Below are 22,909 nucleotides of genomic sequence, written 5' to 3' on the forward strand. Positions count from 1 at the left end.
TACCTGATTGATTTAGTATGATTTGGGTGTTTCACAAGTCAGCTAGACATGAGATACGCAACAGGACGCCGACCGGCGGCCCGTTGTCTGTCTGGTTTCGCTCTGGTCTTCACCGTGGCTGAACGCTAGCGTGTCGAAGAATTGATCCGGCAGGTCCTGATGTCCCCCAACACAATCGGCGCGCTCTTGATGATGGCGTCCATGGCGTCGTTCACGATCAATGATACGTTGATCAAGCTAACGGATGGCGCGGTGCCGCTGATGCAGCTGTTGGTCATCCGGGGTGTACTGTCGTCATTGTTGATCCTGTGTATGGCCCGGTGGCTGGGAAGGATCCACTTTCGCATTGGGGCGCAGGACTGGGCATTGATCGCGGTGCGATCGGTGGCAGAGGTGGGCGCCGCCTACTTCTTCATAACGGCGCTTCTGAATATGCCGCTGGCGAATGTGACCGCGATCCTGCAGGTCTTGCCTTTGACGGTCGCAGTTGGGGCAGCCCTGTTTTTTCGAGAACCATTGGGTTGGCGCCGTATGTCGGCCATCCTTCTGGGCTTTATGGGGATGCTCTTGATCGTGCGACCGGGGGCGGAAGGTTTTTCACTGTGGTCAGTTTATGCCCTGATCGCGGTGCTGTGTATCACGGTGCGCGACTTGGCGGCGCGTCGATTGTCGGTGCATGTGCCGTCTATGACGGTAACTTGGGTGGCCGCACTGACCGTTACTGCCTTTGCCGGTGTTGCCTCGACCACTACGGAATGGGTGCCCATCGATATGCGCCTTGGCCTGCTGATCTGTGGCGCATCGGTCTTTATCATCGGCGGCTACTTCTTTTCCGTACAGGTGATGCGTGTGGGCGAAATCAGCTTTATCGCACCGTTCAGGTATACCGGCCTTGTGTGGGCCTTGGTTCTTGGTTGGTTGGTATTTGGTGACTGGCCGTCGTCTCTGACCTTGGTGGGGGCCGCCATTGTGGTGGCGACTGGTCTGTTCACCCTTTATCGCGAGCGTAAGCTGTCAGCGCGCTGAGAACACGTTGCGCACGTGGTCAATATCCACGGCAAAACGATCTCGGAACAGTTGTTCCTGCTGTGGTGTCAGCGGGTCGACCGGCACCGGTTTGACCTTTTTCTGACGGCTGTCATTGTATCCGTTGTGCGTGCGAACAAACATGTCCGGGTCGGCATAGGTGATACACGGCATGAATTGCGGGATCCGTTCATGCATGAAGTTGTGGATCGTCAACTTGCAGTCCCCCTGAATGTACATCCCCAGGGCCGACACATAGAACGCGCGGTAGATCTGCGTCGCTGAAATGCCATCTGCTCCAACCTCGGCGACATATCCCTGGTTCCAGTCCAATCCGATGGTCTTGTGTTTCTTTGTCAGGGGGCGCGCGTCCTTGGCCGCCTCGCGCAGCTTCTCGATAAAGTCGACGGCACATGCGTCATCATCATCGTGCCGGAACTGGATGCACGGGTTCGAGGGGTTGCGGCGGGCATTGTTCAGCAATGCCTTGGACATCTCGCGGCTGGGATGGGGTGGCTCGGCTATGATCTGTACCTGTTTTATGTCTGACGTCAGATCATGCAACCGGTCGCGATGTTCCTTGGGAAACTGATCACCGATCAGGATCAGAAGGTCAAAATCCTGATCTGTTTGTGCGCGCAAGCAGGGCAGGGCCATCGTTTCAAGAAGGCGGAACCGTTCTTCGAGCCGGTCGCGCGCCCAGAGATAGGCCATACGATCTTCGATCGTTTCATGGCCTACCTGGAACCCGCCAATGGCGGGGTAGGAAAAGCGGCAGAGCCCGATGATCTGCATGGTCTGGTTGTGCCTCTTTGCTCAGTCGACTGCTCGGCGTTGAGCGTCGACAGCGACCTTTTCATAATTGCGCCCCATTCGCACCTCGTCAAAATACACCACTTGTGTTGGCATGGGTCCACGGTGCTGACTGACGAAAGACCGGTAGATGCCATATTTGAAGTAATACGCCTTGGGCGCATAGTTCTGATTGTAATTATGCGCCGCCACACGCGTTCCGTTCTTGTACACTTCGATGGTGCCGGGTGCCGTCTTGGTGTTCACGCGCACAACCAAGTCTGTCCATTTGCCGCGCAACTCACGGATGGAGGCAAGGTTGTAGTCCTTGATGTCATTGCGCACGTTGTCGAACGGGCCGGACAGCACGTGCACACGCAGGAAGTAGCGGTCGCCCAGCATCTCCATCTGGAACACGCCCGGCTCGGACGGGAAGCCGCCGGTAAAGCCGGTCGGGCCGCCCTTCATCTTGACCTGACCCACTGTTGTGCGGACGCGTGAACTGGTCTTGAAATCCGGCGGCAGATAGATGGAGAATCCAATCCATTGGTCCGTGCCCGCACGCCAGTCCTTCTTGACGTAAAGCTCGGATCGTTCCCGGTCATTGTCGCAATCGCTCCAGCCATCGTCCCAACCACAATCACCTGCTCGCACTTCGAAACGCTGCGCGCGTTTGCCCAACCGTGCATTACCTTTGACCTTTGCAAAGCCGTGCTTGGTGGTGTTCTGTTTCATGCTGCGTTCGACGGGCAGACGCTGGGCGTCGACCGGGGCGGGTAGGGTGAAAGCGGTGAGGGTGAGGCAGAGCAGCCCAAAAAGCGATAAGAGTTTCATTTTTCGTCCGAAATACTATTGCCTCAAGGTCTAGCGGCCATCTCGCGGACCTGTCCAGTGAAAGGGGCCGATCCGTGAGAGTTGGAATTCGGCAATGTGCCCTATCTCACGGTCGGCCGCCCTGTTGACACCCTCAGAGACTCGCCATATACGCGCGCTATCTCGGCAAGGGGGTCGCCCCGGCACCGAAATCAAAACTTAAGTGGACACGATCCGGCCCCTGCATTGGCCCGATCCTCTGGAAACCCACCGCGTCGCCCCTTCGACAGGAGCGATTGCGGTTTTTGCGCTGTTGTGGACGCACAGGCAGCGATGGAATTGAAACCGCGGGTTGGACCCGCATGACACATGTGTTGATGAGACGGGGAAAGAACCTGCAATGCCAACGATCCAACAGCTGATCCGCAAGCCGCGGCAGCCCAAAGTAAAACGCTCGAAGTCGCTGCACCTTGAGGGCAACCCTCAGAAGCGCGGCGTGTGCACCCGTGTGTACACCACCACACCTAAGAAGCCGAACTCGGCCATGCGGAAGGTTGCCAAGGTGCGCCTGACCAATGGTTACGAGGTCATCAGCTACATCCCCGGCGAGAGCCACAACCTGCAAGAGCACTCGGTTGTGTTGATCCGCGGCGGTCGTGTCAAAGACCTTCCTGGTGTGCGTTACCACATCCTGCGCGGTGTTCTGGATACCCAGGGCGTCAAAGATCGTAAGCAACGTCGTTCGAAATACGGCGCCAAGCGCCCCAAATAAGGAGAGCAGCAGATGTCACGTCGTCACGCCGCCGAGAAACGCGAAGTCCTGCCCGACGCCAAGTATGGTGATAAGGTGCTGACCAAATTCATGAACAACATGATGCTGGACGGAAAGAAATCGACTGCCGAGCGTATTGTTTACAACGCGCTTGATCGCGTTGAGAGCAAAATCAAGCGCGCACCCGTGGAAGTGTTCCACGAAGCGCTGGACAACATCAAGCCGTCCGTCGAAGTGCGTTCGCGCCGCGTCGGTGGTGCCACCTACCAGGTGCCTGTTGAAGTTCGTCCCGAGCGCCGCGAAGCGTTGGCTATCCGTTGGCTGATCACAGCCAGCCGCGGCCGCAACGAAAACACGATGGAAGAACGCCTCGCCGGTGAACTGCTCGACGCTGTACAGTCGCGCGGTACTGCCGTGAAGAAGCGTGAAGACACGCACAAGATGGCCGACGCCAACAAAGCGTTCAGCCACTACCGTTGGTAATCCAGACACCCTGAGGAAGCAGCCCCATGGCACGCGAATATCCGCTCGACCGCTACCGCAACTTCGGCATCATGGCTCACATCGATGCCGGCAAGACCACATGTTCGGAACGCATCCTGTACTACACAGGCAAGTCCCACAACATCGGTGAGGTGCACGATGGTGCGGCCACCATGGACTGGATGGAGCAAGAGCAGGAACGCGGCATCACCATCACGTCGGCTGCGACCACCACGTTCTGGGAACGCACCGAGGACGGCCAGACCGCCGAAACTGAAAAGCACCGCCTGAACATCATCGACACCCCCGGCCACGTGGACTTCACAATTGAAGTTGAGCGTTCGCTGGCGGTCCTCGACGGCGCTGTCTGTGTTCTGGACGCCAATGCTGGCGTTGAGCCGCAGACCGAAACCGTGTGGCGTCAGGCTGACCGCTACAAGGTGCCGCGCATGGTCTTCGTCAACAAGATGGACAAGATCGGCGCTGACTTCTTCAACTGCGTGAACATGATCGAAGACCGCACTGGTGCACGTGCGGTGCCCGTCGGTATCCCGATCGGTGCAGAGACCGAGCTGGAAGGTCTGATCGACCTCGTGACCATGGAAGAGTGGCTGTGGCAGGGTGAAGACCTGGGCGCGTCCTGGATCAAAGCGCCCATCCGCGCTGACTTGGCTGACATGGCCGCCGAATGGCGCGAGAAGATGATCGAAGCCGCCGTCGAGCAAGACGACGACGCGATGGAAGCCTACCTTGAAGGCAACGAACCCGACGTTCCCACGCTGCGCAAACTGCTGCGCAAGGGCACGCTGGCGCTGGACTTTGTTCCAGTTCTGGGTGGCTCGGCCTTTAAAAACAAAGGTGTGCAACCGCTGCTGAACGCCGTGATCGATTATCTGCCCAGCCCGCTGGACGTTGTTGATTACATGGGCTTCAAACCCGGTGACGAAACCGAAGAGCGTAACATTGCCCGCCGTGCGGACGATGACATGGCGTTCTCGGGTCTCGCGTTCAAAATCATGAACGACCCCTTTGTGGGCTCTTTGACCTTCGTTCGCGTTTATTCGGGCACCCTGTCGAAGGGCGACTCGATGCTGAACTCGACCAAGGGCAACAACGAGCGCGTTGGTCGTATGATGATGATGCACTCGAACGACCGGGACGAGATCACCGAAGCCTTTGCGGGTGACATCATCGCGCTGGGTGGTCTGAAGAACACCACAACCGGTGACACGCTGTGCGACAAGAATGACCCCGTCATTCTGGAAACGATGAACTTCCCCGATCCGGTGATCGAAATCGCGGTTGAGCCCAAAACCAAGGGTGACCAGGAGAAGATGTCTCAGGGGCTGGCCCGTCTGGCCGCCGAAGATCCGTCCTTCCGCGTGGAAACTGACCTCGAAAGCGGTCAGACCATCATGAAGGGTATGGGCGAACTTCACCTCGACATCCTCGTTGATCGTCTGAAGCGCGAATTCAAGGTTGAGGCGAACATCGGTGCACCGCAGGTGGCGTATCGCGAGACCATCGGTCACGAGGTCGAGCACACCTACACCCACAAGAAACAGTCGGGTGGGTCCGGTCAGTTTGCCGAGGTGAAAATGATCATCACCCCGACAGAGCCCGGCGAAGGTTACTCGTTCGAGAGCCGTATCGTTGGCGGTGCCGTGCCGAAGGAATACATCCCCGGTGTTGAAAAAGGCATCAACTCGGTCATGGACAGTGGTCCGTTGGCGGGCTTCCCCGTCATCGACTTCAAGGTTGCCCTGATCGACGGTAAGTTCCACGACGTTGACTCCAGCGTTCTGGCCTTTGAAATCGCGGCCCGCATGGGTATGCGCGAAGGCATGAAGAAGGCTGGCGCCAAGCTGCTGGAACCGATCATGAAGGTCGAGGTCATCACGCCTGAAGAATACACCGGTGGTATCATCGGTGACCTGACATCGCGTCGGGGCCAGGTGTCGGGCCAGGAGAACCGCGGCAACGCCATCGCTATCGATGCGATGGTGCCGCTGGCCAACATGTTCGGCTACATCAACACACTGCGTTCGATGTCGTCAGGCCGCGCCCAGTTTACCATGCAATTCGACCACTACGATCCCGTGCCGCAGAACATCAGCGACGAGATCCAGGCGAAATACGCTTGATCAGCTAGGGAACGGTTTGGTGGCTGTCGTGCTTAACAAATATAAATTATCGATCATGTTGGTCCCGAAAGGGGCCAGCACGACGATTAAGCACGTGGCGTTCGAGATTGAGAACGGGTACCCGTTCAAACCCTTTTTCACCAACAGCCGCCGTCGACAGATCCATCACCTGTATCAGTCCCGCATGTTCAAGTTTGACCGCGATATGGTGAACTGGAAAAATGCCGTGTTCGCCGTCATTCGTGACCCCGTCGAACGGCTTTTGTCGTGCCATTCCAATCGTGTTCTGCACTTGGGAGAGCTGGATAAACTGCCCCTCACGGACGAAGATCATGAGAAGGGCGTAACAATGCGGCCTTCGTTTGGAACGTTCGTGGCGCATTTGCACCGGTATCGGGAGCTGTCTGACAAGATCAAGCATCACAGCCTGCCGATGGAACGTTTCCTGGGCGGGCGTGCTGACCGTTACACCCGCATTTTCGACTCTGCTGATCTGTCGGAATTTTGGACGATGCTCCGTGAACGGATCGGGACGTTGCCTGAAATCCCGCATGAGCAAACCGGCGGGCGGGACCTGAAGGAACGCAGTATTTCTGGACAGACCCTTGATCGGATCAAGCAGATCTACGCACGGGACTACGATATTTTCGGGGATTTTTTGACCGCGAAAGAAAACACATTTGCAGTCAGCTGACTGCATCGGGAAAGTAAAAGGAGGCCATCATGGCAAAGGAAAAGTTTGAACGTACGAAGCCGCACGTTAACATTGGCACGATTGGCCACGTTGACCATGGCAAGACGACGCTGACGGCGGCGATCACGAAGTATTTTGGTGACTTCCAGGCGTACGACCAGATTGACGGCGCGCCGGAAGAGAAAGCGCGCGGGATCACGATCTCGACCGCGCACGTGGAATACGAGACCGACGCGCGCCACTACGCCCACGTCGACTGCCCCGGCCACGCCGACTACGTCAAGAACATGATCACCGGTGCGGCGCAAATGGATGGCGCGATCCTGGTTGTGAACGCGGCTGACGGCCCGATGCCCCAGACCCGCGAGCACATTCTGCTGGGCCGCCAGGTTGGCATCCCGAAGATCGTCGTGTTCATGAACAAAGTGGACCAGGTCGACGACGAAGAGCTGCTGGAACTGGTTGAAATGGAAGTCCGCGAACTGCTGGACACCTATGAATACCCCGGCGACGACACGCCCATCATCGCGGGTTCCGCGCTGGCGGCGATGGAAGGCCGTGACGCCAACATCGGCGAAGACAAGATCCGTGAGCTGATGGCGGCTGTGGATGAATACATCCCGACGCCTGAACGTGCGATTGACCAGCCCTTCCTGATGCCGGTTGAAGACGTGTTCTCGATCTCTGGCCGTGGTACGGTTGTGACCGGTCGTGTTGAGCGTGGCGTGATCAATGTTGGCGACGAGATCGAAATCGTCGGCATCAAGGACACCCAGAAAACGACCTGCACAGGCGTGGAAATGTTCCGCAAGCTGCTGGACCGTGGTGAAGCGGGCGACAACATTGGTGCGCTGCTGCGCGGGATCGACCGTGAAGCGGTTGAGCGCGGCCAGGTGCTGTGTAAGCCCGGTTCGGTGAACCCGCACACGAAGTTCGAGGCCGAAGCCTACATCCTGACCAAGGAAGAGGGTGGCCGTCACACGCCGTTCTTCGCCAACTACCGTCCGCAGTTCTACTTCCGTACAACGGACGTGACGGGCACGGTTCAGCTGGCTGAGGGCACCGAGATGGTGATGCCTGGCGACAACGTATCGTTTGGTGTTGAGCTGATCGCGCCAATCGCGATGGAGCAGGGCCTGCGCTTCGCGATCCGCGAAGGCGGCCGCACCGTCGGCGCCGGCGTCGTGTCCAAAATCACTGACTAATCGTGCGGTAGGGCGGGGTTTGATCCCGCCATGCCACCCGTGAGGCGGGGTCAGACCCCCGCCCACACAGAAAAACAAGACGCGACGAGGGGTGTCGGTGGTCGATGCTCCTCCTCTCCGTTGGAAGCCCGAGTAAGGGAACACGAAAATGGCCATTCAAAGCCAAAACATTCGCATTCGGCTGAAGGCGTTTGACTATCGTGTGCTGGATGCGTCCACACAGGAAATCGTCAACACCGCCAAACGTACCGGTGCGTCCGTGCGCGGCCCAATCCCGTTGCCGAACAAGATCGAAAAGTTCACTGTTCTGCGCGGTCCGCACGTTGACAAGAAATCCCGTGACCAGTTCGAGATCCGCACGCACAAGCGTCTGCTCGACATCGTTGATCCGACCCCCCAGACCGTGGACGCGCTGATGAAGCTCGACCTTGCCGCTGGTGTGGATGTCGAGATCAAGCTGCAATCGTAAGGAGGGTATGAATATGCGCTCTGGAATTCTCGCAAAAAAAGTCGGTATGACCCGGCTGTTCATGGAAGACGGCAAGCAGATCCCTGTGACCGTTCTTCAACTGGACGGTCTGCAGGTTGTGGGCAACCGGACCTCGGACAAGGATGGCTACACGGCCGTGACCCTTGGTGCCGGCAGCCCCAAAGTAAAGCGCGTCTCGAAGGCGATGCGCGGTCACTTTGCAGCCCAGAAGGTCGAACCCAAGCGAAAGCTCGTTGAGTTTCGCGTCACTGAAGACAACCTGATTGGTGTGGGCGAGGAAATCTCGGCCGAGCATTTCCTGGAAGGTCAGAAGGTCGACGTATCCGGCACATCCATCGGTAAAGGCTTTGCCGGTGCCATGAAACGCCACAACTTCGGTGGTCTGCGCGCCTCGCACGGCGTGTCGATCAGCCACCGTTCGCACGGCTCGACCGGCCAATGTCAGGACCCCGGCAAGGTGTTCAAAGGCAAGAAGATGGCTGGCCACATGGGTGCGGCCCGCGTGACCACTCAGAACCTGGAAGTCGTGAAGACGGACGCAGATCGCGGCCTGATCATGATCAAGGGCGCTGTACCTGGCTCCAAAGGCGGCTGGGTGACGGTCAAGGATGCCGTGAAGAAGAAACTGCCCGATGGCGTGCCGTTTCCGGCTGCGCTGAAATCGGCGGCTGTAACCGAAGCACCGGCGGAAGAAGCTCCCGCGGAAGGTGGTGAAGCATGAAACTTGACGTGATCAAACTGGACGGCGGCAAAGCCGGATCTGTCGAGCTGAGCGAGGACCTGTTCGGTCTTGAGCCCCGCGCCGATATTCTGCACCGCATGGTCCGCTGGCAGCGCAACAACGCGCAAGCTGGCACCCACAAGGTCAAGACGCGCTCGGAAACCAGCTACTCGACCAAGAAGATCTATCGCCAGAAGGGCACCGGCGGCGCACGCCATGGTGACCGCAATGCGCCGATCTTCCGCAAGGGTGGTATCTACAAGGGTCCAACGCCACGTTCGCACGGCCACGACCTGCCCAAGAAGTTCCGCAAGCTTGGTCTCAAGCACGCTCTGTCGGCGAAGGCCAAGGCAGGCGAGCTGGTGATCATCGAGGATGCAGCATCGGCTGGCAAAACCGCCGCTCTGGCCAAGCAGGTCAAGGACCTGGGCTGGAAGCGTGCGCTGGTGATTGACGGGGCTTCGGTCAACGAAGACTTCCTGAAAGCATCGCGCAACATCGAAGGTCTGGATATCCTGCCGACGATGGGTGCAAACGTATATGACATCCTGAAGCGTGACATCCTGGTGATCACGAAAGCGGGTGTCGAAGCACTGGAGGCTCGTTTGAAATGAGTGCCAAGGCAGAACATTACGACGTGATCCGCAAGCCGATCATCACGGAAAAGGCGACCATGACGTCCGAGAACGGCGCGGTGGTCTTTGAAGTGGCGATGGACAGCAACAAGCCCATGATCAAGGAGGCCGTTGAGGCGCTCTTTGGTGTGAAGGTGAAGGCCGTGAACACGACCATCACCAAGGGTAAGGTCAAGCGTTTCCGCGGCCAGTTGGGCAAGCGGAAGGACGTGAAAAAGGCCTATGTGACGCTGGAAGAAGGCAACACGATCGACGTATCGACCGGTCTTTGATCGGTGGTGGGCAGATTGCCCACCCTACGGAAAAATGGGAACCCCGGCTGCGTGAGCGGTCGGGGTTTTTTCGTGTCCCATGCTGGGACAGAAAGTGGGTGACGCGAAATCAATGGGTTACAGCGGCGGGTTAGGGGAGTTTTAACGGTTTGGGGCTGGACGCAGGGGGCTGCGGACACCTCGGTGATTGACGTCCGATGGAGCATTGGCCCGGGCGAGGCGGGGTGAACCCCGCCCTATGGCGCAGGGGAACGCGCGGGCCTTGGGACAGGCGGGGGCCTGATCTCAGAGCGGGATGTCGTCATATTTGCGAGAGGTGGGGGAGGCGATGCCTTCGGTCACCTGTGCGGTGGCTTTGGTCATCATTTCGACCATTCGGGTGGCCTGATCCGCGTATTCCTGTGCCGCGTCCCGGCAATAGCTGGATTGCAGCGTCATCAGTTCGGTGGGAGACGTGCAGGCCATCATGGCGCGCTGCGCGGCGAAGTCCTTTTGCACCCGGTCCATGGCAAAGCGGGTGCATTCGGTTGTGATCTCCATCCACGCTTGCGCGGTGGCCGGGTTGAAGGCCGTCAAGGCGGCGGCCATGGGGGCGGGGCTGATCTTGGGCGGTGTGGATTTGGGCATGGGGTGTCCTTTGCTGCAAGGTATGGGCACAGTGTAGCGGGTTTGTGGGGGGGCGCATTGATCTGGATCGTTTTGGCGCGATCTGTTGGCTGTGCGAGGGGGCAAGCTCACGGCCTCGGTCGGTTCGCAAGCCGCCAACCAAGCCCAATTCAAAGCTGGTCACTGATGGGTGCAGGTGTCCAACCGCGCACGGCCGGCGTTGGGAAGGCGCAAGCAGGGTATGCGGCCGTGGCTTTTGTTTGCCTGACGGAAGTATATATCACTCCGGTACAGTTTGGAGATGGGAACACTATGCGGAATGCAGCGCTTGTGCTTGGGATCATTGGTGGATTGATCGCGATGGTCGTCGGCTTTTTCGGCTATGGCTATAGCGAGGTTGTGCGTGCCCACGGTGAGGTCGGGGAGGTGTTTGGCACCTTTGACAATGAACAACTGGTGCGCATCAGCAGCTTTGTCGCCCCATTGCTGGCCATCGCCGGAGGTGCCATGGCGAAGATCAGGGCATTGTGGGGGGGATTGTTTCTGCTGGCAGCAGCAGGATTGATGTATCACGCCTTTGGATTTGGTGTCTTCACGATGTTCCCGATCGGGTTTTGTGCCGTGGGTGGTTTGCTGGCTATTGCAGCGGGTAAACCGGACGAAGCCAAGGCGCATTTTGAAGGGCTGCGCGGCGAAGTCCTTTTGCACCCGGTTCATGGCAAAGCGCGTGCATTCGGTTGTGATCTCCATCCACGCTTGGGCGGCGACAGAGTTGCAGGCCGCTAGGGCGGCGGTCATGGGGTGTCCTTTAGTGGGAGGTCTGCGGGCAGAGTAGCGGGTTTGTGGAGGGAGGGAATTGATCTGGACCGTTTGGGGGCGCAGCGTTTCCGCGGTAAGGTGGGCAAGCGGAAGGACGTGAAGAAGACCTAGGTAACACTGGAAGTAGGCAACACAATCGACATGACGACCGGGCTGTGACTCGCAGCGGGGTTGGTCCCACGCTACAACGAAAATTGAAAGCTCTGGCCGCGTAAACAGTCGTTTTTTTTGTTTCGGGCCAGCTATAGGGGGCGCGTTGATTACCGCTTCGAGCCCTTACCTATACTTGCTCAGTTTTTGATTTCTACCGCATGGCGCAACAGCAATGCGATCAAACTGAAGACGGTTACGCCTCCAATGCAAAGCAACATGACCGCTTTGAAATCACCCTCTTTCCAAGGTAAATCATCGCGATACAAGAAGTCGTAAGTGTTCAATGCCGCCAAAGAAAGACAAATTATGGCGAACAAGATTGCAGAGTAGTAAAGCATCTTCATAGTGGGATCATAGTCAAACTGTTGTTGGTACAAAAGTCCCGCAGTGCGGACGTTTCTGAATGATCGCACCCGCCCGGAATCAAGCCGCAGGCGCCGGGCGAGCGCCTGACCGTCCTGGCGGGCTGGCGCTATGTCACCCGTGCGCTGCCCGTGGACATCTGGGGATGTGCTTGGCTGCCATAAAGTGTGTCGTTCAGATGGTGTTGCGCCAGCCCACCATTGCCCGGCAGGCGATTGTCCTGTGGACAATCTGCCGAGAGGGGGCAGGCGCGCGTCCGGCTCCGGGTTCGCCCAGTTGTGTGCGTTGGATGGTGGGCAGAATGCCCACCCTACGGGTTGACCCCACCCATTGCCTGCCGTAACAGACCCCATCCGCAAGGCCCCGGATTCGTCCGGGGCTTTGCTGTTGTTCGTTTGGCGGGCTGAAGCCCACCCTGCGGGCAGACTATCCGGGCACCTTCGGGGGCCTATAACCATAGGCGGTGGCTTTGAGCCGACCGTCGTTTAGCAAAACGGAAGACAGTAACATGGCACTCAAGTCGTATAAGCCGACGACGCCGGGCCAGCGTGGGCTGGTTCTGATCGACCGTTCGGAGCTGTGGAAGGGGCGCCCCGTCAAGGCGCTGACCGAAGGTCTCACCAAGAATGGTGGCCGCAACAACACCGGACGGATCACGATGCGCCGCAAAGGCGGGGGCGCAAAGCGTCTGTATCGGATCGTCGATTTTCGTCGGAACAAGATGGATGTGGCGGCCACGGTCGAACGCATCGAATATGACCCCAACCGGACCGCGTTTATCGCGCTGGTGAAATACGAAGACGGCGAGCAGGCATATGTTCTCGCTCCGCAGCGTCTGGCCGTCGGGGACAAGATCATCTCGAGCATGAAGGCAGACATCAAGCCCGGCAACACCATGCCGTTCTCGGGGATGCCCATCGGGACAATCGTACACAACATCGAACTGAAGCCCGGCAAGGGTGGTCAGATCGCGCGTGCCGCTGGTACTTACGCCCAGTTCGTGGGTCGCGATGGTGGTTATGCTCAGATCCGCCTGTCCTCGGGCGAGCTGCGTCTGGTCCGCCAGGAGTGCAAGGCCACCGTGGGTGCCGTGTCGAACCCCGACAACAGCAACCAGAACTACGGTAAAGCGGGCCGCATGCGTCACAAGGGCATTCGCCCGTCTGTGCGTGGTGTCGTTATGAACCCGATCGATCACCCCCATGGTGGTGGTGAAGGCCGGACCTCGGGTGGTCGTCACCCTGTGTCCCCATGGGGCAAGCCGACCAAGGGTGCCCGTACCCGCAACAAGAACAAAGCGTCGCAAAAGCTGATCATCCGCTCGCGTCACGCCAAGAAGAAGGGGCGTTAAGATATGTCTCGTTCAGTCTGGAAAGGCCCGTTTGTCGACAGCTATGTGCTGAAGAAAGCGGAAGCGGCACGCGAGAGCGGTCGCAACGAAGTCATCAAGATCTGGTCCCGTCGGTCCACCATTCTGCCCCAGTTCGTGGGTCTGACCTTTGGTGTGTATAACGGCCACAAGCATATTCCCGTGAACGTGTCCGAAGAGATGATCGGCCAGAAGTTCGGGGAATATTCGCCCACGCGGACCTATTACGGTCACGCCGCTGACAAAAAGGCGAAACGCAAATGAGCAAGGATAAGAATCCACGCCGCGTGGCGGACAACGAGGCGATGGCGAAGACGCGCATGTTGCGCACGTCTCCGCAGAAGCTGAACCTGGTTGCCCAGATGATCCGTGGCAAGAAAGTCGACAAGGCCCTGACGGACCTGACCTTCTCGAAAAAGCGGATCGCGCAGGACGTCAAGAAGTGCCTGCAATCGGCCATCGCCAATGCTGAAAACAACCACAACCTGGACGTTGACGAGCTGATCGTCGCGGAAGCCTGGGTTGGCAAGAACCTGACCATGAAGCGTGGGCGCCCCCGGGCGCGCGGCCGTTTCGGCAAGATCATGAAGCCGTTCGCTGAAATCACGATCAAAGTGCGTCAAGTCGAGGAGCAAGCCTGATGGGTAACAAAGTCAATCCGATTGGCATGCGCCTGCAGGTGAACCGCACCTGGGACAGCCGCTGGTATGCCGACACCAAGGATTACGGTGATCTTCTGCTGGAAGATCTGAAAATCCGTGAGTTCATCAAGACCGAGTGCAAGCAGGCCGGTGTGGCTCGCGTGATCATCGAGCGTCCACACAAGAAGTGCCGCGTGACGATCCACACAGCACGTCCTGGTGTCATCATCGGCAAGAAAGGTGCGGACATCGAAGGCCTGCGCAAGAAGCTGGCCAAGCTGACCGACAGCGAGTTGCACCTCAACATCGTTGAAGTGCGCAAGCCCGAGCTGGACGCAGCCCTCGTGGGCGAGTCCATCGCGCAGCAGCTGGAACGTCGTGTGTCCTTCCGTCGTGCCATGAAGCGCGCCGTGCAGAACGCCATGCGTATGGGTGCCCTGGGCATCCGCGTGAACGTTGCTGGTCGTCTGGGTGGGGCAGAGATTGCCCGCACCGAGTGGTACCGTGAGGGCCGTGTGCCCCTTCACACCCTGCGTGCCGACATCGATTACGCACATGTCGAGGCCGAAACCGCCTATGGCATCATCGGGATCAAGACCTGGATCTTCAAAGGCGAGATCATGGAACACGACCCCGCTGCGCGTGACCGCAAGGCACAAGAACTCCAGGACGGTCCGGCCCCACGTGGTGCCGGTGGCCGTCGCTAAAGGAGAGTAGAGATGCTTCAACCAAAGCGTACGAAGTTCCGTAAGCAGTTCAAAGGCTCGATCAAGGGCAAGGCAAAGGGCGGGTCCGACCTGAACTTTGGCACCTACGGCCTGAAGGCGCTGCAGCCCGAGCGGGTCACCGCCCGTCAGATCGAAGCTGCACGTCGTGCGATGACGCGTCACATGAAACGTCAGGGCCGGGTCTGGATCCGGATATTCCCTGATGTGCCAGTGACCGCCAAGCCGATCGAAGTGCGGATGGGTAAAGGTAAGGGCTCGGTCGACCGTTGGGCGGCCAAGGTCAAACCCGGCCGCGTGATGTTCGAGATCGACGGTGTGAATGATGATGTGGCCCGCGAAGCGTTGCGTCTGGCGGCGATGAAGCTGCCGATCAAGACACGCGTGATTGTCAGAGAAGATTGGTAAATCTTCTCTGAGTGCGCGGCAGGGTATTTGCCAAAGGCAAATGCATGAGGGTGGCACACGTTAGAAATTGAGAACCCCCAGCACGAGAGTGTCGGGGGTTTTCTTTTTGTGTTCAGCGATGTTTTATCTGGATATAGAACTTCGCCACTGGCATGAGTATTCGCAAAATCTGGAAGCCGGTTTCAAGGATCGTGCAAAGACCAGCATTGGCCTGTTCATCGATAGCTTTCAGTCATCGGACGAAATTGGCCGTTGGGTTCATGCGTATTTGACGCGGCTTCCGGTGGATTGCGACAGGATCCGACACGAGATTTTTGCTGAGCTCGTTTATCCGACACTTGTTCGTTGGCGCAGTGCTGGCAATCCCAGGGGAGCGTTTTGGCTGGGGCGACTGTACCAGAACCTGTTGCACGTGGGCGATCCGGAGACCCATAGAACGGACTTTCTGAAGGAGAGTTTCAGGCTTGCGCCAAAGGACGAAGACATTCGTCGATTTTTGCTGAAGTTCATGTTGGAGGATTTTGACCTGTTGGATCATGAATGGCCCTCAGGGTTGATAGCCACGATTGATAAAAAGAGTGAGCTTCTGGAGGACGTTTGTTTTGCGCGGCGAATTGATTTGGAGGGCGAGTACACCGCGCGTTGGGACGAGCTGGAGAAGCGGATAAGGTCCAACGAAAACTGGTTGTGGCTGGATTGACCTGAGCTTGGGTTGTTCGTTTGAAGCTGCCGATCAAGGCGCTCGTAATTGCTCCGGACGTTTTGTGACGTGGTGGCGGGATGAAGCCCGCTCTACGGTGAGAATTCAGAGCCCAGGGTGAGAGCGTCGGGTTTTTGTTCTTTGGGAGATTTAGCGCCATCTTCCATAGTTGCGTAGTTTTTTGCGGATGCCGTCCGGCTCTAAGTGGCGGTACTTACCTTTAGAAAAATGACCACCGTCCAAAGCCAAACCGGCCTTGATGATTTCCGCACCGATATCTCGGCCATCTGGCAAGTAACATGTGCCAATCAGCCGGTCATAAGACGTGTCTCCGGTCAACTCGACGCGGATATTTTGACCTTTGCAAATCTTGACCATTTCCCACTTTGATTTTTGCCCCCAAGGCTGATCAAGCTCGGGTGCGTCAATACCTGCTAAACGCACCTTGATTTTTTGAACGACAATTGTGTCACCGTCGATGACGTAAGCTTTGCCATTAAGCTGACGAGATGCAGGGATTTCTGGAGGAGGATTATGTTCAACGCCCGATGTTACGCGTATTGGGCGAGAAGGTTTCTGTTTGGTTGGTTTCGCTGAAATGTGGGCACGTTTCGTCGGTGCCGGCGCTGAAGGTGTATCATCGACCTGCCCTTGACGATATAATCTAAGTGTACCCCAAAAGAGCGCACCTAAAACAGGAATGATCAATAAAACTTCCAAAAAATATTTCCTTCATTAATTAGATGCTGACGCATTTACTGACTGAAACGCAAAATACAAATACATTCAAATCTAAATACGATGTCTACGCCTAACGTGAGCAGAAAGAGAAAAGAGTGCAACAGCGATTGATCCTTATCGTAATCGCTACTGCCTTAATGCCACATTTGCGCCTTCATCCCAGCGCGGAATCAAGGCCGCCGCGCCATCCATAGCCTGACAGGTGATTTGGCAGCGCCAAATCTGCCGAGAAGGGACAGGCCACGCCCGGGCCTGTCGATTGGGTGATGTCAGCGCGTCGCTCGGATCGAAGATGTGCTTGGCTGCCATAAAGCGTTGCAGAACAGAGGTTGGGTCGACAGACCGTGGCCTGCCGATGGCGGGGCTTGGTGCTGCGATGAATAGAGTTTTTCGCATACATGTCTGAAAACGTGGAAACGACAGCGCATCACTGGGATCGACAGACCGTGGCCTGTCGGTGGCGCGGCTTGGTACATTGTGGCCGATCATCCCTCGGTTTCTGCACATGCTCGGCTGAAACTGTCACTTGGTCGGCTCTTAAATCCACCTTCCCTTTGGCGTTCGTCGCATCGCTATGTGAACAGAAAATGTTTCCTCAGTCTGGCGGTAGCTATCCGCCGCGATGCCGTTAAGGTGTTCTCAACAGCATCGAGAGGCTCAGACCATGAAACACGTCCCCAAGCCGACCACCGACGAAGACCTGATCAAAGCGTTCCTCGACAAGGGCGGGGAGGTCAAAAAGGGCAAGACCAAGCCGATGCCGGACGGGCTGGGCCTGTCCAACAATCAGTGGGGCAACAAACTGACGAAAGAGGAAAAGGCGGCCAAGAAGGCAGCCGAGACGCCGAAATAGGGCACTTACGGGATTCAGCATCGGCCATGGATGCATTCCGGTTCGCCGATCACTTCCATCCAAGGTTCGACGGTACGGATCGTTTTTCTCTGCAACGTGCGGCCGTGCTGCCAGTATGGACCGCATGCGCATTGCAGGACAGGTTATCCCAAAACCGCGCTACAGAAAGTAAGGCGGACCTGTGGTCCGCCATCCCAACCTTAACTGTCGATGTTCGAGATCAGGTCCGGGTTGATCACCAGATTGCGCACGCCGTGCCCTTTGCGCTCATCAAAGATATTGTCCGCAAACCATGCCGCGATGCTGCCGATATGGACCTTTTGCACTTGGGGTCGGATGCTCCAGGACACCTGGATGGGCGAGCCTTTCTCGTTGTAGCTGGGGCCGGTGGTTGACCCGGCATAGGTGATGGGCGTGCCGGTATCGGAGGGGATGTTCAGCGCCTGATGGTAGCCGTCCACCATGCCGACCTCGGTCAGGTCCACGAAATCGGCGGCGGTTTCGTCATTCACCAGCACGAACACCTGCGTTTCCACGCGCAGCTGCGGGTTGATGATCGCCTCGCTCAGGCAGGAGGCGAGGGTGGGGCCGGGTTCGACCAGCGCCGTGGTGTGGACGTAGTGGACTTCGATCGTGTCGCCCGGTTCCAGCGCGCCGTTCTTGCCCACCGGTCCGACGGGGTAGTCGACGGGGGCCAGTTCGGCCTCGGTCAGTTCGCCGTCATAAGCAAAGCCGGTGTTGTAGCCCTTGCCATCGCCGTTGCCGATATAGGTGGTGAATTCACCGCCCGAATGCTCGGCCCCTTCGTGGAAGTGGATGTTGCACAGGTTCATTTGTGTGTGTGCGGGCGCGGTCTCGAATGTGCGGGCATTGTTGCCGGTCAGCGTGTTGAGGTCGCGCGGTGCCTGTGGGCCGTACCCCTTGCCCGCAGTCTCGGCTGCCAGGGCTGCGCGTTGGGCGGCGATCACGTCATCGCTGACGGGAGCATCTTCTGCGAGAAGCAGGGCGGGTGAAACAAGCAGGGCTGTTGTTGACAGGGCAAAGCGCGATAGGGGCATAAAGGTCGTCCTTCGAAAACAATGTAATGTGTTGCTTGTCGGAGGATATGCTCGACCTACGGTTGCGGCCAGCGCATGTGCGGGATTTGGGCTGACAGTTTCGTGATCCTATTCCCAGCCGTAGTTGAAGCTGACCGACACGCGTTCGTCCTCGGCCATATTCATGGGCACCTCGTGCCGCAGCCAGCTTTCCCAGAGCAGCACATCGCCCACGGATGGTTTGGCGTAGTGGAACTGCTGCAAATCCTCGGGCGCGTCCTTGGTGCGGCCCGGTGAGGCCATCATCATTGGCAGGCGCGGGTCTTCGAGTTTCAGCGCGCTGGTGCCGTCGGGCATCGCCACGTAGGTCGTGCCGGAGATGACGGAGTGGGGGTGGATGTGACCGGTGTGGATGCCGCCCTCGGGCAGGATGTTGATCCAGATGCTGTCGAGCTTCAGGGCCTTGTCGCCCAGATCGAAGGCCAGTTCCTTGGCGAACGCCGCGACGTGTGCGTCGAGCGCCTTGACCAGATCGGCGAAGATTGGGAAGCGCCAGGGCAGGTCGTCGAGCGAGGCATAGGAGGTGTAGCCGGGATAGCCTTCGGCCTCACACCAGTCGTGGCCTGCCTCGTCATCCTCGGCGATGGCGTAGCAGTGTTGTTCCAGCTCGTCCGGGTCGACCTTGGGGTCAAATTCGGAGAGGCGCGCGTGATAGAGACGGGTGGTGAAGAGGGATGTGATTGTGCTCATGCCCGGCTTCTACCGCGGCCAAGGCATGAACGCGAGAGGCTCAAAAGACCTGTTGCGACCTGCGTGACAGGAAAAATCCGTGCCCGTCCTCGTTGCGGCAGGTCAGGCCCGTCCGTTCGGAGGTGCAGGTGATGCCGCCGAACGTTCCCGTTACACCGTAGTCGGCCTGTGACTGTGCGTCTCTGTTTCGATCCAGAGGGCGACAATCCATCGATACCGGTCCGCGATTGCCCATCAGGAAGATGTGTCCCCACCCTGACGCGGTGCAGCCAGACGGGCGTGGGTGCGCCAAGGGGCCGCCGCGTTCGATGATGGTGCAATAGATGTCGGAAAAGTTCACTTCCTGCCCGACCGAACACTGAATATTCTCGGACGGTGTTTCAAAAGACCAGACATCGGCATGGGCTGGTAAGGTGCTCAAAATCAAAAGTACAAATGCAATACGACTGGACAAGGCCCGCTCCTTGACGTGATGTGTGTCAACGTAAACACCATGACGAGAATGGATCAACGGTCAATACTCCGGAAAATCCTTCGTCAGGCGCTTGCCAGCGTTGATCAATGGTCCTATACGGCCTCTCTATTCACCCACTCCACGGGAATCGGTGTCACGTCTTTGGCGGCACCCTCGTGATGTTGAAAAGGAAAATGGCGATGAACGCCCAGGAACTTCGGGATAAAACCCCGGACCAGCTGCGTGATGAGCTGGCAAATCTGAAGAAAGAAGCCTTTAACCTGCGTTTCCAGCAGGCCACAGGTCAGCTTGAGAACCCGGCGCGTCTGCGATCGGTCCGTCGTGACGCTGCGCGCGTCAAGACGATCCTCAACGAACAAGCCGCCAAAGCGGCCGAATAAGGAGAGCACGAAATGCCTAAGCGTATCCTGTCTGGCGTCGTGACCTCCGACGCAAACGCACAAACAGTCACCGTGTCCGTCGAGCGCCGCTTTACGCACCCGGTTCTGAAAAAGACCATTCGTAAGTCCAAGAAGTACCGGGCGCACGATGAACAGAATGCCTTCAAGGTCGGTGACACCGTTCGCATCATTGAATGCGCGCCGAAATCGAAGACAAAACGCTGGGAGGTGCTGGAGGCCTAAGCCCCCAGCGCTTTCGCGCATTAATCGAAACCCTGGGGATCAGGCGAACGCATCAGCCCCCCAAAGGTCGGGAGACACCAAATGATCCAGATGCAGACAAACCTGGATGTTGCTGACAACAGCGGCGCGCGCCGCGTTCAGTGCATCAAGGTTCTGGGTGGTTCCAAGCGTAAATACGCATCCGTCGGCGACGTCATTGTCGTGTCGGTCAAGGAAGCCATCCCACGTGGTCGCGTAAAGAAAGGTGACGTCCGCAAGGCCGTCGTCGTACGCACCGCCAAAGAAGTGCGTCGTGAAGATGGCACCGCCATCCGCTTCGACCGCAACGCAGCTGTTATTCTGAATAACAACAACGAGCCCGTCGGCACCCGTATCTTTGGGCCCGTCGTTCGTGAGCTGCGCGGCAAGAACTTCATGAAAATCATCTCGCTTGCTCCGGAGGTGCTCTGATGGCTGCGAAACTGAAAAAAGGCGACAAGGTCGTCGTGCTTACGGGCAAGGACAAGGGCAAGGAAGGCACCATTTCTTCCGTGAACCCATCTGCCAACAAAGCAGTCGTTGATGGTGTGAACATCGCGATCCGCGCCACACGTCAAAGCCAGGAAAGCCAAGGCGGCCGCATCCCCAAAGCGATGCCTGTCGACCTGAGCAACCTGGCCCTGCTGGACGCGAATGGCAAACCCACCCGCGTTGGTTTCAAAATGGACGGCGACAAGAAAGTGCGCTTTGCCAAGACAACAGGGGACGTGATCTGATGCTTGACACAGCAAACTACACCCCGCGCCTGAAGGCCCAGTTCAAGGACAGCATCCGCGCTGCCATGAAAGAGGAATTCGGCTACAAGAACGACATGCAGATCCCGCGTCTGGACAAGATCGTTCTGAACATCGGTTGCGGTGCTGAAGCTGTCCGTGACAGCAAGAAAGCCAAATCCGCACAGGAAGACCTGACCGCCATCGCCGGTCAAAAGGCATTGACCACGAAAGCCAAGAAATCCATCGCGGGTTTCCGGGTGCGTGAGGACATGCCCTTGGGTGCCAAAGTCACCCTGCGCGGCGACCGCATGTATGAATTCCTGGACCGTCTGGTCACCATCGCGCTGCCCCGCGTCCGCGACTTCCGCGGCGTGTCCGGTAGCTCCTTTGATGGCCGTGGCAACTATGCCATGGGCATGAAAGAGCACATCGTCTTCCCCGAGATCGACTTCGACAAGGTCGACGAAACTTGGGGGATGGACATCGTGATCACCACGACTGCCGAAACCGATGCCGAGGCAAAATCCTTGCTGAAGCATTTCAACATGCCCTTCAACTCGTAAGCGCAGAGGAAAAAGATATGGCTAAAAAATCCATGATCGCGCGCGAAGTGAAGCGCGAGAAGCTGGTGAAAAAGTACGCCGCAAAGCGTGCCGAGCTCAAAGCAATCATCAGCGACGAAACCAAACCGATGGAAGAGCGTTTCCGCGCCTCGCTGAAGCTGGCAAAACTGCCCCGCAACAGCTCGGCCACGCGCCTTCACAACCGCTGCCAGCTGACCGGTCGTCCGCATGCGTATTATCGCAAGCTGAAGATCAGCCGGATCGCGCTGCGGGACCTTGGCTCGCAAGGCCAGATCCCCGGCATGGTGAAATCGAGCTGGTAAGGGAGAGATAAGTTATGAACGATCCTATCGGCGATATGCTCACCCGCATCCGTAACAGCCAAATGCGTGGCAAATCCGTGGTTGAGACGCCTGCGTCCAAACTGCGTGTGCGCGTGCTGGAAGTGCTGGCGGACGAGGGTTACATCCGTGGCTTCGAAGAAACCACCGGTGCCAACGGCCACCCGGCCATCGAAATCAGCCTCAAGTACTATGAAGGCGAGCCTGTGATCCGCGAGCTTAAGCGCGTGTCCAAGCCCGGCCGTCGTGTGTACATGGGTGTGGGCGACATCCCGCAGGTCCGTCAGGGTCTGGGTGTGTCGATTGTCTCCACCTCCAAGGGCGTGATGTCGGATGCAAACGCACGCAGCCAGAATGTTGGCGGCGAAGTGCTTTGCACGATCTTCTAAGGAGAACAGCAGATGTCTCGTATTGGTAAAAAACCGGTCGATCTGCCCTCGGGTGTTTCCGCATCCGTCTCCGGTCAGACGATCGAAGTGAAAGGCCCCAAGGGGACCCGCAGCTTCACCGCAACCGACGACGTGACCCTCAATGTTGAGGACAACGTCGTTACCATCGTGCCCCGCGGCAAGTCCAAGCGCGCGCGCCAGCAGTGGGGCATGTCCCGCACGCAGGTGCAGAACTGCGTGACCGGGGTGACCGACGGGTTCAAGAAAGAGCTGGAGATCCAAGGTGTGGGTTACCGGGCGCAGATGCAGGGCAACACCCTGAAACTGAACCTTGGTCTGTCCCACGATGTGGATTTCGTAGCACCCGAGGGTGTCACAGTGACCGCGCCCAAGCAGACCGAGATTGTTGTCGAAGGTATCGACCAGCAGCAGGTCGGCGAAGTGGCCGCGAAAATCCGCGAGTGGCGCAAGCCCGAGCCCTACAAGGGCAAAGGCATCCGCTACAAGGGCGAGTTCATCTTCCGCAAGGAAGGCAAGAAGAAGTAAGGACC

Annotated in this window: 33 protein-coding genes and 1 pseudogene; 26 read left to right on the plus strand and 8 right to left on the minus strand. The window is 57.9% G+C overall.

Going from position 1 to position 22,909, the window contains the following annotated elements:
• Window positions 1-159: 159 nt before the first annotated feature.
• The gene (locus tag ACZ1HN_RS07375) at window positions 160-1,026 is read left to right on the plus strand and encodes a DMT family transporter (protein WP_472727027.1); all 867 of its coding nucleotides are present in this window, start codon (window positions 160-162) and stop codon (window positions 1,024-1,026) included.
• Here ACZ1HN_RS07375 and ACZ1HN_RS07380 read toward each other — a convergent pair.
• Entirely contained in the window at window positions 1,015-1,821 is an 807-nt protein-coding gene (locus ACZ1HN_RS07380; protein WP_472727028.1) for a putative rhamnosyl transferase, read from the minus strand. The genes ACZ1HN_RS07375 and ACZ1HN_RS07380 overlap by 12 nt on opposite strands.
• Window positions 1,822-1,842: 21 nt before the next feature.
• Window positions 1,843-2,652: a heparin lyase I family protein gene (locus ACZ1HN_RS07385; protein ID WP_472727029.1), complete on the minus strand. Its 810-nt coding sequence runs from the start codon at window positions 2,650-2,652 to the stop codon at window positions 1,843-1,845.
• 379 nt (window positions 2,653-3,031) lie between these two features.
• On the opposite strand from ACZ1HN_RS07385, the gene rpsL reads away from it, so the two are divergent.
• From rpsL to ACZ1HN_RS07430, 9 genes are all read left to right on the plus strand, one after another.
• Window positions 3,032-3,403, plus strand: a complete 372-nt coding sequence (gene rpsL / locus ACZ1HN_RS07390) for a 30S ribosomal protein S12 (protein ID WP_109385713.1) — start codon at window positions 3,032-3,034, stop codon at window positions 3,401-3,403.
• Window positions 3,404-3,415: 12 nt separating this feature from the next.
• The gene (gene rpsG, locus ACZ1HN_RS07395; RefSeq protein ID WP_189371941.1) at window positions 3,416-3,886 is read left to right on the plus strand and encodes a 30S ribosomal protein S7; all 471 of its coding nucleotides are present in this window, start codon (window positions 3,416-3,418) and stop codon (window positions 3,884-3,886) included.
• 26 nt (window positions 3,887-3,912) lie between these two features.
• A complete protein-coding gene (fusA, locus tag ACZ1HN_RS07400; RefSeq protein WP_299211487.1) occupies window positions 3,913-6,030 on the plus strand; it encodes an elongation factor G in 2,118 nt (705 codons plus the stop codon).
• A gap of 28 nt (window positions 6,031-6,058) precedes the next feature.
• Window positions 6,059-6,724 (plus strand): sulfotransferase family 2 domain-containing protein, encoded by a 666-nt coding sequence (locus ACZ1HN_RS07405; protein WP_299211490.1) that lies wholly within the window; start codon window positions 6,059-6,061, stop codon window positions 6,722-6,724.
• Window positions 6,725-6,753: 29 nt separating this feature from the next.
• The gene (gene tuf, locus ACZ1HN_RS07410; protein WP_299212396.1) at window positions 6,754-7,929 is read left to right on the plus strand and encodes an elongation factor Tu; all 1,176 of its coding nucleotides are present in this window, start codon (window positions 6,754-6,756) and stop codon (window positions 7,927-7,929) included.
• A gap of 154 nt (window positions 7,930-8,083) precedes the next feature.
• The gene (gene rpsJ / locus ACZ1HN_RS07415; protein WP_108838874.1) at window positions 8,084-8,398 is read left to right on the plus strand and encodes a 30S ribosomal protein S10; all 315 of its coding nucleotides are present in this window, start codon (window positions 8,084-8,086) and stop codon (window positions 8,396-8,398) included.
• 13 nt (window positions 8,399-8,411) lie between these two features.
• Window positions 8,412-9,140 (plus strand): 50S ribosomal protein L3, encoded by a 729-nt coding sequence (rplC, locus tag ACZ1HN_RS07420; protein WP_189371478.1) that lies wholly within the window; start codon window positions 8,412-8,414, stop codon window positions 9,138-9,140.
• Window positions 9,137-9,754: a 50S ribosomal protein L4 gene (gene rplD, locus ACZ1HN_RS07425; RefSeq protein ID WP_299210793.1), complete on the plus strand. Its 618-nt coding sequence runs from the start codon at window positions 9,137-9,139 to the stop codon at window positions 9,752-9,754. Before rplC ends, rplD begins: the two co-directional genes overlap by 4 nt.
• Window positions 9,751-10,047: a 50S ribosomal protein L23 gene (locus ACZ1HN_RS07430; protein WP_299142461.1), complete on the plus strand. Its 297-nt coding sequence runs from the start codon at window positions 9,751-9,753 to the stop codon at window positions 10,045-10,047. The genes rplD and ACZ1HN_RS07430 overlap by 4 nt, the downstream gene beginning before the upstream one ends.
• A gap of 285 nt (window positions 10,048-10,332) precedes the next feature.
• Here the strand turns inward: ACZ1HN_RS07430 and ACZ1HN_RS07435 are convergent, their stop codons facing one another.
• Window positions 10,333-10,674, minus strand: coding sequence for a phasin family protein (locus ACZ1HN_RS07435; protein WP_299210799.1), 342 nt, complete (start codon window positions 10,672-10,674; stop codon window positions 10,333-10,335).
• A 291-nt stretch (window positions 10,675-10,965) separates the two neighbouring features.
• Between ACZ1HN_RS07435 and ACZ1HN_RS07440 the strand changes: the two are divergent.
• A pseudogene (locus ACZ1HN_RS07440) lies at window positions 10,966-11,331 on the plus strand (hypothetical protein); the annotation flags it as partial.
• 431 nt (window positions 11,332-11,762) lie between these two features.
• On the opposite strand, the gene ACZ1HN_RS07445 reads toward ACZ1HN_RS07440, so the two are convergent.
• Window positions 11,763-11,969 carry a hypothetical protein gene (locus tag ACZ1HN_RS07445; RefSeq protein WP_299751044.1) on the minus strand — a complete coding sequence of 69 codons (207 nt, stop codon included), beginning with the start codon at window positions 11,967-11,969 and terminating at the stop codon, window positions 11,763-11,765.
• Between the two features lie 527 nt (window positions 11,970-12,496).
• On the opposite strand from ACZ1HN_RS07445, the gene rplB reads away from it, so the two are divergent.
• The 6 genes from rplB to ACZ1HN_RS07475 all read left to right on the plus strand — a co-directional run bounded on the left by rplB (window position 12,497) and on the right by ACZ1HN_RS07475 (window position 15,831).
• Window positions 12,497-13,339: a 50S ribosomal protein L2 gene (gene rplB / locus ACZ1HN_RS07450; RefSeq protein ID WP_299210805.1), complete on the plus strand. Its 843-nt coding sequence runs from the start codon at window positions 12,497-12,499 to the stop codon at window positions 13,337-13,339.
• 3 nt (window positions 13,340-13,342) lie between these two features.
• A complete protein-coding gene (gene rpsS / locus ACZ1HN_RS07455) occupies window positions 13,343-13,621 on the plus strand; it encodes a 30S ribosomal protein S19 (RefSeq protein WP_108838857.1) in 279 nt (92 codons plus the stop codon).
• Window positions 13,618-13,998 carry a 50S ribosomal protein L22 gene (rplV, locus tag ACZ1HN_RS07460; RefSeq protein WP_299210808.1) on the plus strand — a complete coding sequence of 127 codons (381 nt, stop codon included), beginning with the start codon at window positions 13,618-13,620 and terminating at the stop codon, window positions 13,996-13,998. The genes rpsS and rplV overlap by 4 nt, the downstream gene beginning before the upstream one ends.
• A complete protein-coding gene (gene rpsC / locus ACZ1HN_RS07465; RefSeq protein ID WP_299210811.1) occupies window positions 13,998-14,705 on the plus strand; it encodes a 30S ribosomal protein S3 in 708 nt (235 codons plus the stop codon). The genes rplV and rpsC overlap by 1 nt, the downstream gene beginning before the upstream one ends.
• Before the next feature lie 12 nt (window positions 14,706-14,717).
• A complete protein-coding gene (gene rplP, locus ACZ1HN_RS07470) occupies window positions 14,718-15,131 on the plus strand; it encodes a 50S ribosomal protein L16 (RefSeq protein ID WP_299210814.1) in 414 nt (137 codons plus the stop codon).
• Window positions 15,132-15,249: 118 nt separating this feature from the next.
• A complete protein-coding gene (locus ACZ1HN_RS07475; protein WP_472727030.1) occupies window positions 15,250-15,831 on the plus strand; it encodes a hypothetical protein in 582 nt (193 codons plus the stop codon).
• A 150-nt stretch (window positions 15,832-15,981) separates the two neighbouring features.
• Here ACZ1HN_RS07475 and ACZ1HN_RS07480 read toward each other — a convergent pair whose 3' ends face one another.
• Complete coding sequence (locus ACZ1HN_RS07480) at window positions 15,982-16,551, minus strand: thermonuclease family protein (protein WP_472727031.1); 570 nt, start codon at window positions 16,549-16,551, stop codon at window positions 15,982-15,984.
• A 685-nt stretch (window positions 16,552-17,236) separates the two neighbouring features.
• Here ACZ1HN_RS07480 and ACZ1HN_RS07485 point away from each other — a divergent pair.
• Window positions 17,237-17,425, plus strand: a complete 189-nt coding sequence (locus ACZ1HN_RS07485; protein WP_299210822.1) for a hypothetical protein — start codon at window positions 17,237-17,239, stop codon at window positions 17,423-17,425.
• A gap of 200 nt (window positions 17,426-17,625) precedes the next feature.
• On the opposite strand, the gene ACZ1HN_RS07490 is transcribed toward ACZ1HN_RS07485, so the two are convergent.
• The 3 genes from ACZ1HN_RS07490 to ACZ1HN_RS07500 all read right to left on the minus strand — a co-directional run bounded on the left by ACZ1HN_RS07490 (window position 17,626) and on the right by ACZ1HN_RS07500 (window position 19,666).
• Window positions 17,626-18,483, minus strand: coding sequence for a delta-class carbonic anhydrase (locus ACZ1HN_RS07490; protein ID WP_472727032.1), 858 nt, complete (start codon window positions 18,481-18,483; stop codon window positions 17,626-17,628).
• Between the two features lie 108 nt (window positions 18,484-18,591).
• Window positions 18,592-19,212: a TIGR02466 family protein gene (locus ACZ1HN_RS07495; protein ID WP_472727033.1), complete on the minus strand. Its 621-nt coding sequence runs from the start codon at window positions 19,210-19,212 to the stop codon at window positions 18,592-18,594.
• A 40-nt stretch (window positions 19,213-19,252) separates the two neighbouring features.
• Window positions 19,253-19,666: a DUF6636 domain-containing protein gene (locus tag ACZ1HN_RS07500; protein ID WP_299751059.1), complete on the minus strand. Its 414-nt coding sequence runs from the start codon at window positions 19,664-19,666 to the stop codon at window positions 19,253-19,255.
• A gap of 200 nt (window positions 19,667-19,866) precedes the next feature.
• Between ACZ1HN_RS07500 and rpmC the strand changes: the two genes are divergently transcribed.
• The 8 genes from rpmC to rplF all read left to right on the plus strand — a co-directional run bounded on the left by rpmC (window position 19,867) and on the right by rplF (window position 22,904).
• Complete coding sequence (rpmC, locus tag ACZ1HN_RS07505; RefSeq protein WP_076630311.1) at window positions 19,867-20,067, plus strand: 50S ribosomal protein L29; 201 nt, start codon at window positions 19,867-19,869, stop codon at window positions 20,065-20,067.
• Between the two features lie 12 nt (window positions 20,068-20,079).
• The gene (gene rpsQ, locus ACZ1HN_RS07510) at window positions 20,080-20,310 is read left to right on the plus strand and encodes a 30S ribosomal protein S17 (RefSeq protein ID WP_076628854.1); all 231 of its coding nucleotides are present in this window, start codon (window positions 20,080-20,082) and stop codon (window positions 20,308-20,310) included.
• Between the two features lie 81 nt (window positions 20,311-20,391).
• On the plus strand, window positions 20,392-20,760 hold the full coding sequence (gene rplN, locus ACZ1HN_RS07515; protein WP_299210834.1) for a 50S ribosomal protein L14: 369 nt from the start codon (window positions 20,392-20,394) through the stop codon (window positions 20,758-20,760).
• Window positions 20,760-21,065, plus strand: a complete 306-nt coding sequence (gene rplX / locus ACZ1HN_RS07520) for a 50S ribosomal protein L24 (protein ID WP_299210837.1) — start codon at window positions 20,760-20,762, stop codon at window positions 21,063-21,065. The genes rplN and rplX overlap by 1 nt, the downstream gene beginning before the upstream one ends.
• A complete protein-coding gene (gene rplE / locus ACZ1HN_RS07525; protein ID WP_299210840.1) occupies window positions 21,065-21,628 on the plus strand; it encodes a 50S ribosomal protein L5 in 564 nt (187 codons plus the stop codon). The genes rplX and rplE overlap by 1 nt, the downstream gene beginning before the upstream one ends.
• Window positions 21,629-21,645: 17 nt before the next feature.
• Window positions 21,646-21,951 (plus strand): 30S ribosomal protein S14, encoded by a 306-nt coding sequence (gene rpsN / locus ACZ1HN_RS07530; protein WP_299210843.1) that lies wholly within the window; start codon window positions 21,646-21,648, stop codon window positions 21,949-21,951.
• A 14-nt stretch (window positions 21,952-21,965) separates the two neighbouring features.
• A complete protein-coding gene (gene rpsH, locus ACZ1HN_RS07535; RefSeq protein ID WP_299606024.1) occupies window positions 21,966-22,358 on the plus strand; it encodes a 30S ribosomal protein S8 in 393 nt (130 codons plus the stop codon).
• Window positions 22,359-22,370: 12 nt separating this feature from the next.
• Window positions 22,371-22,904 carry a 50S ribosomal protein L6 gene (gene rplF, locus ACZ1HN_RS07540; RefSeq protein ID WP_472727034.1) on the plus strand — a complete coding sequence of 178 codons (534 nt, stop codon included), beginning with the start codon at window positions 22,371-22,373 and terminating at the stop codon, window positions 22,902-22,904.
• Window positions 22,905-22,909 lie beyond the last annotated feature (5 nt).

The sequence above is a fragment of the Tateyamaria sp. GN1-10 genome (assembly GCF_055693845.1).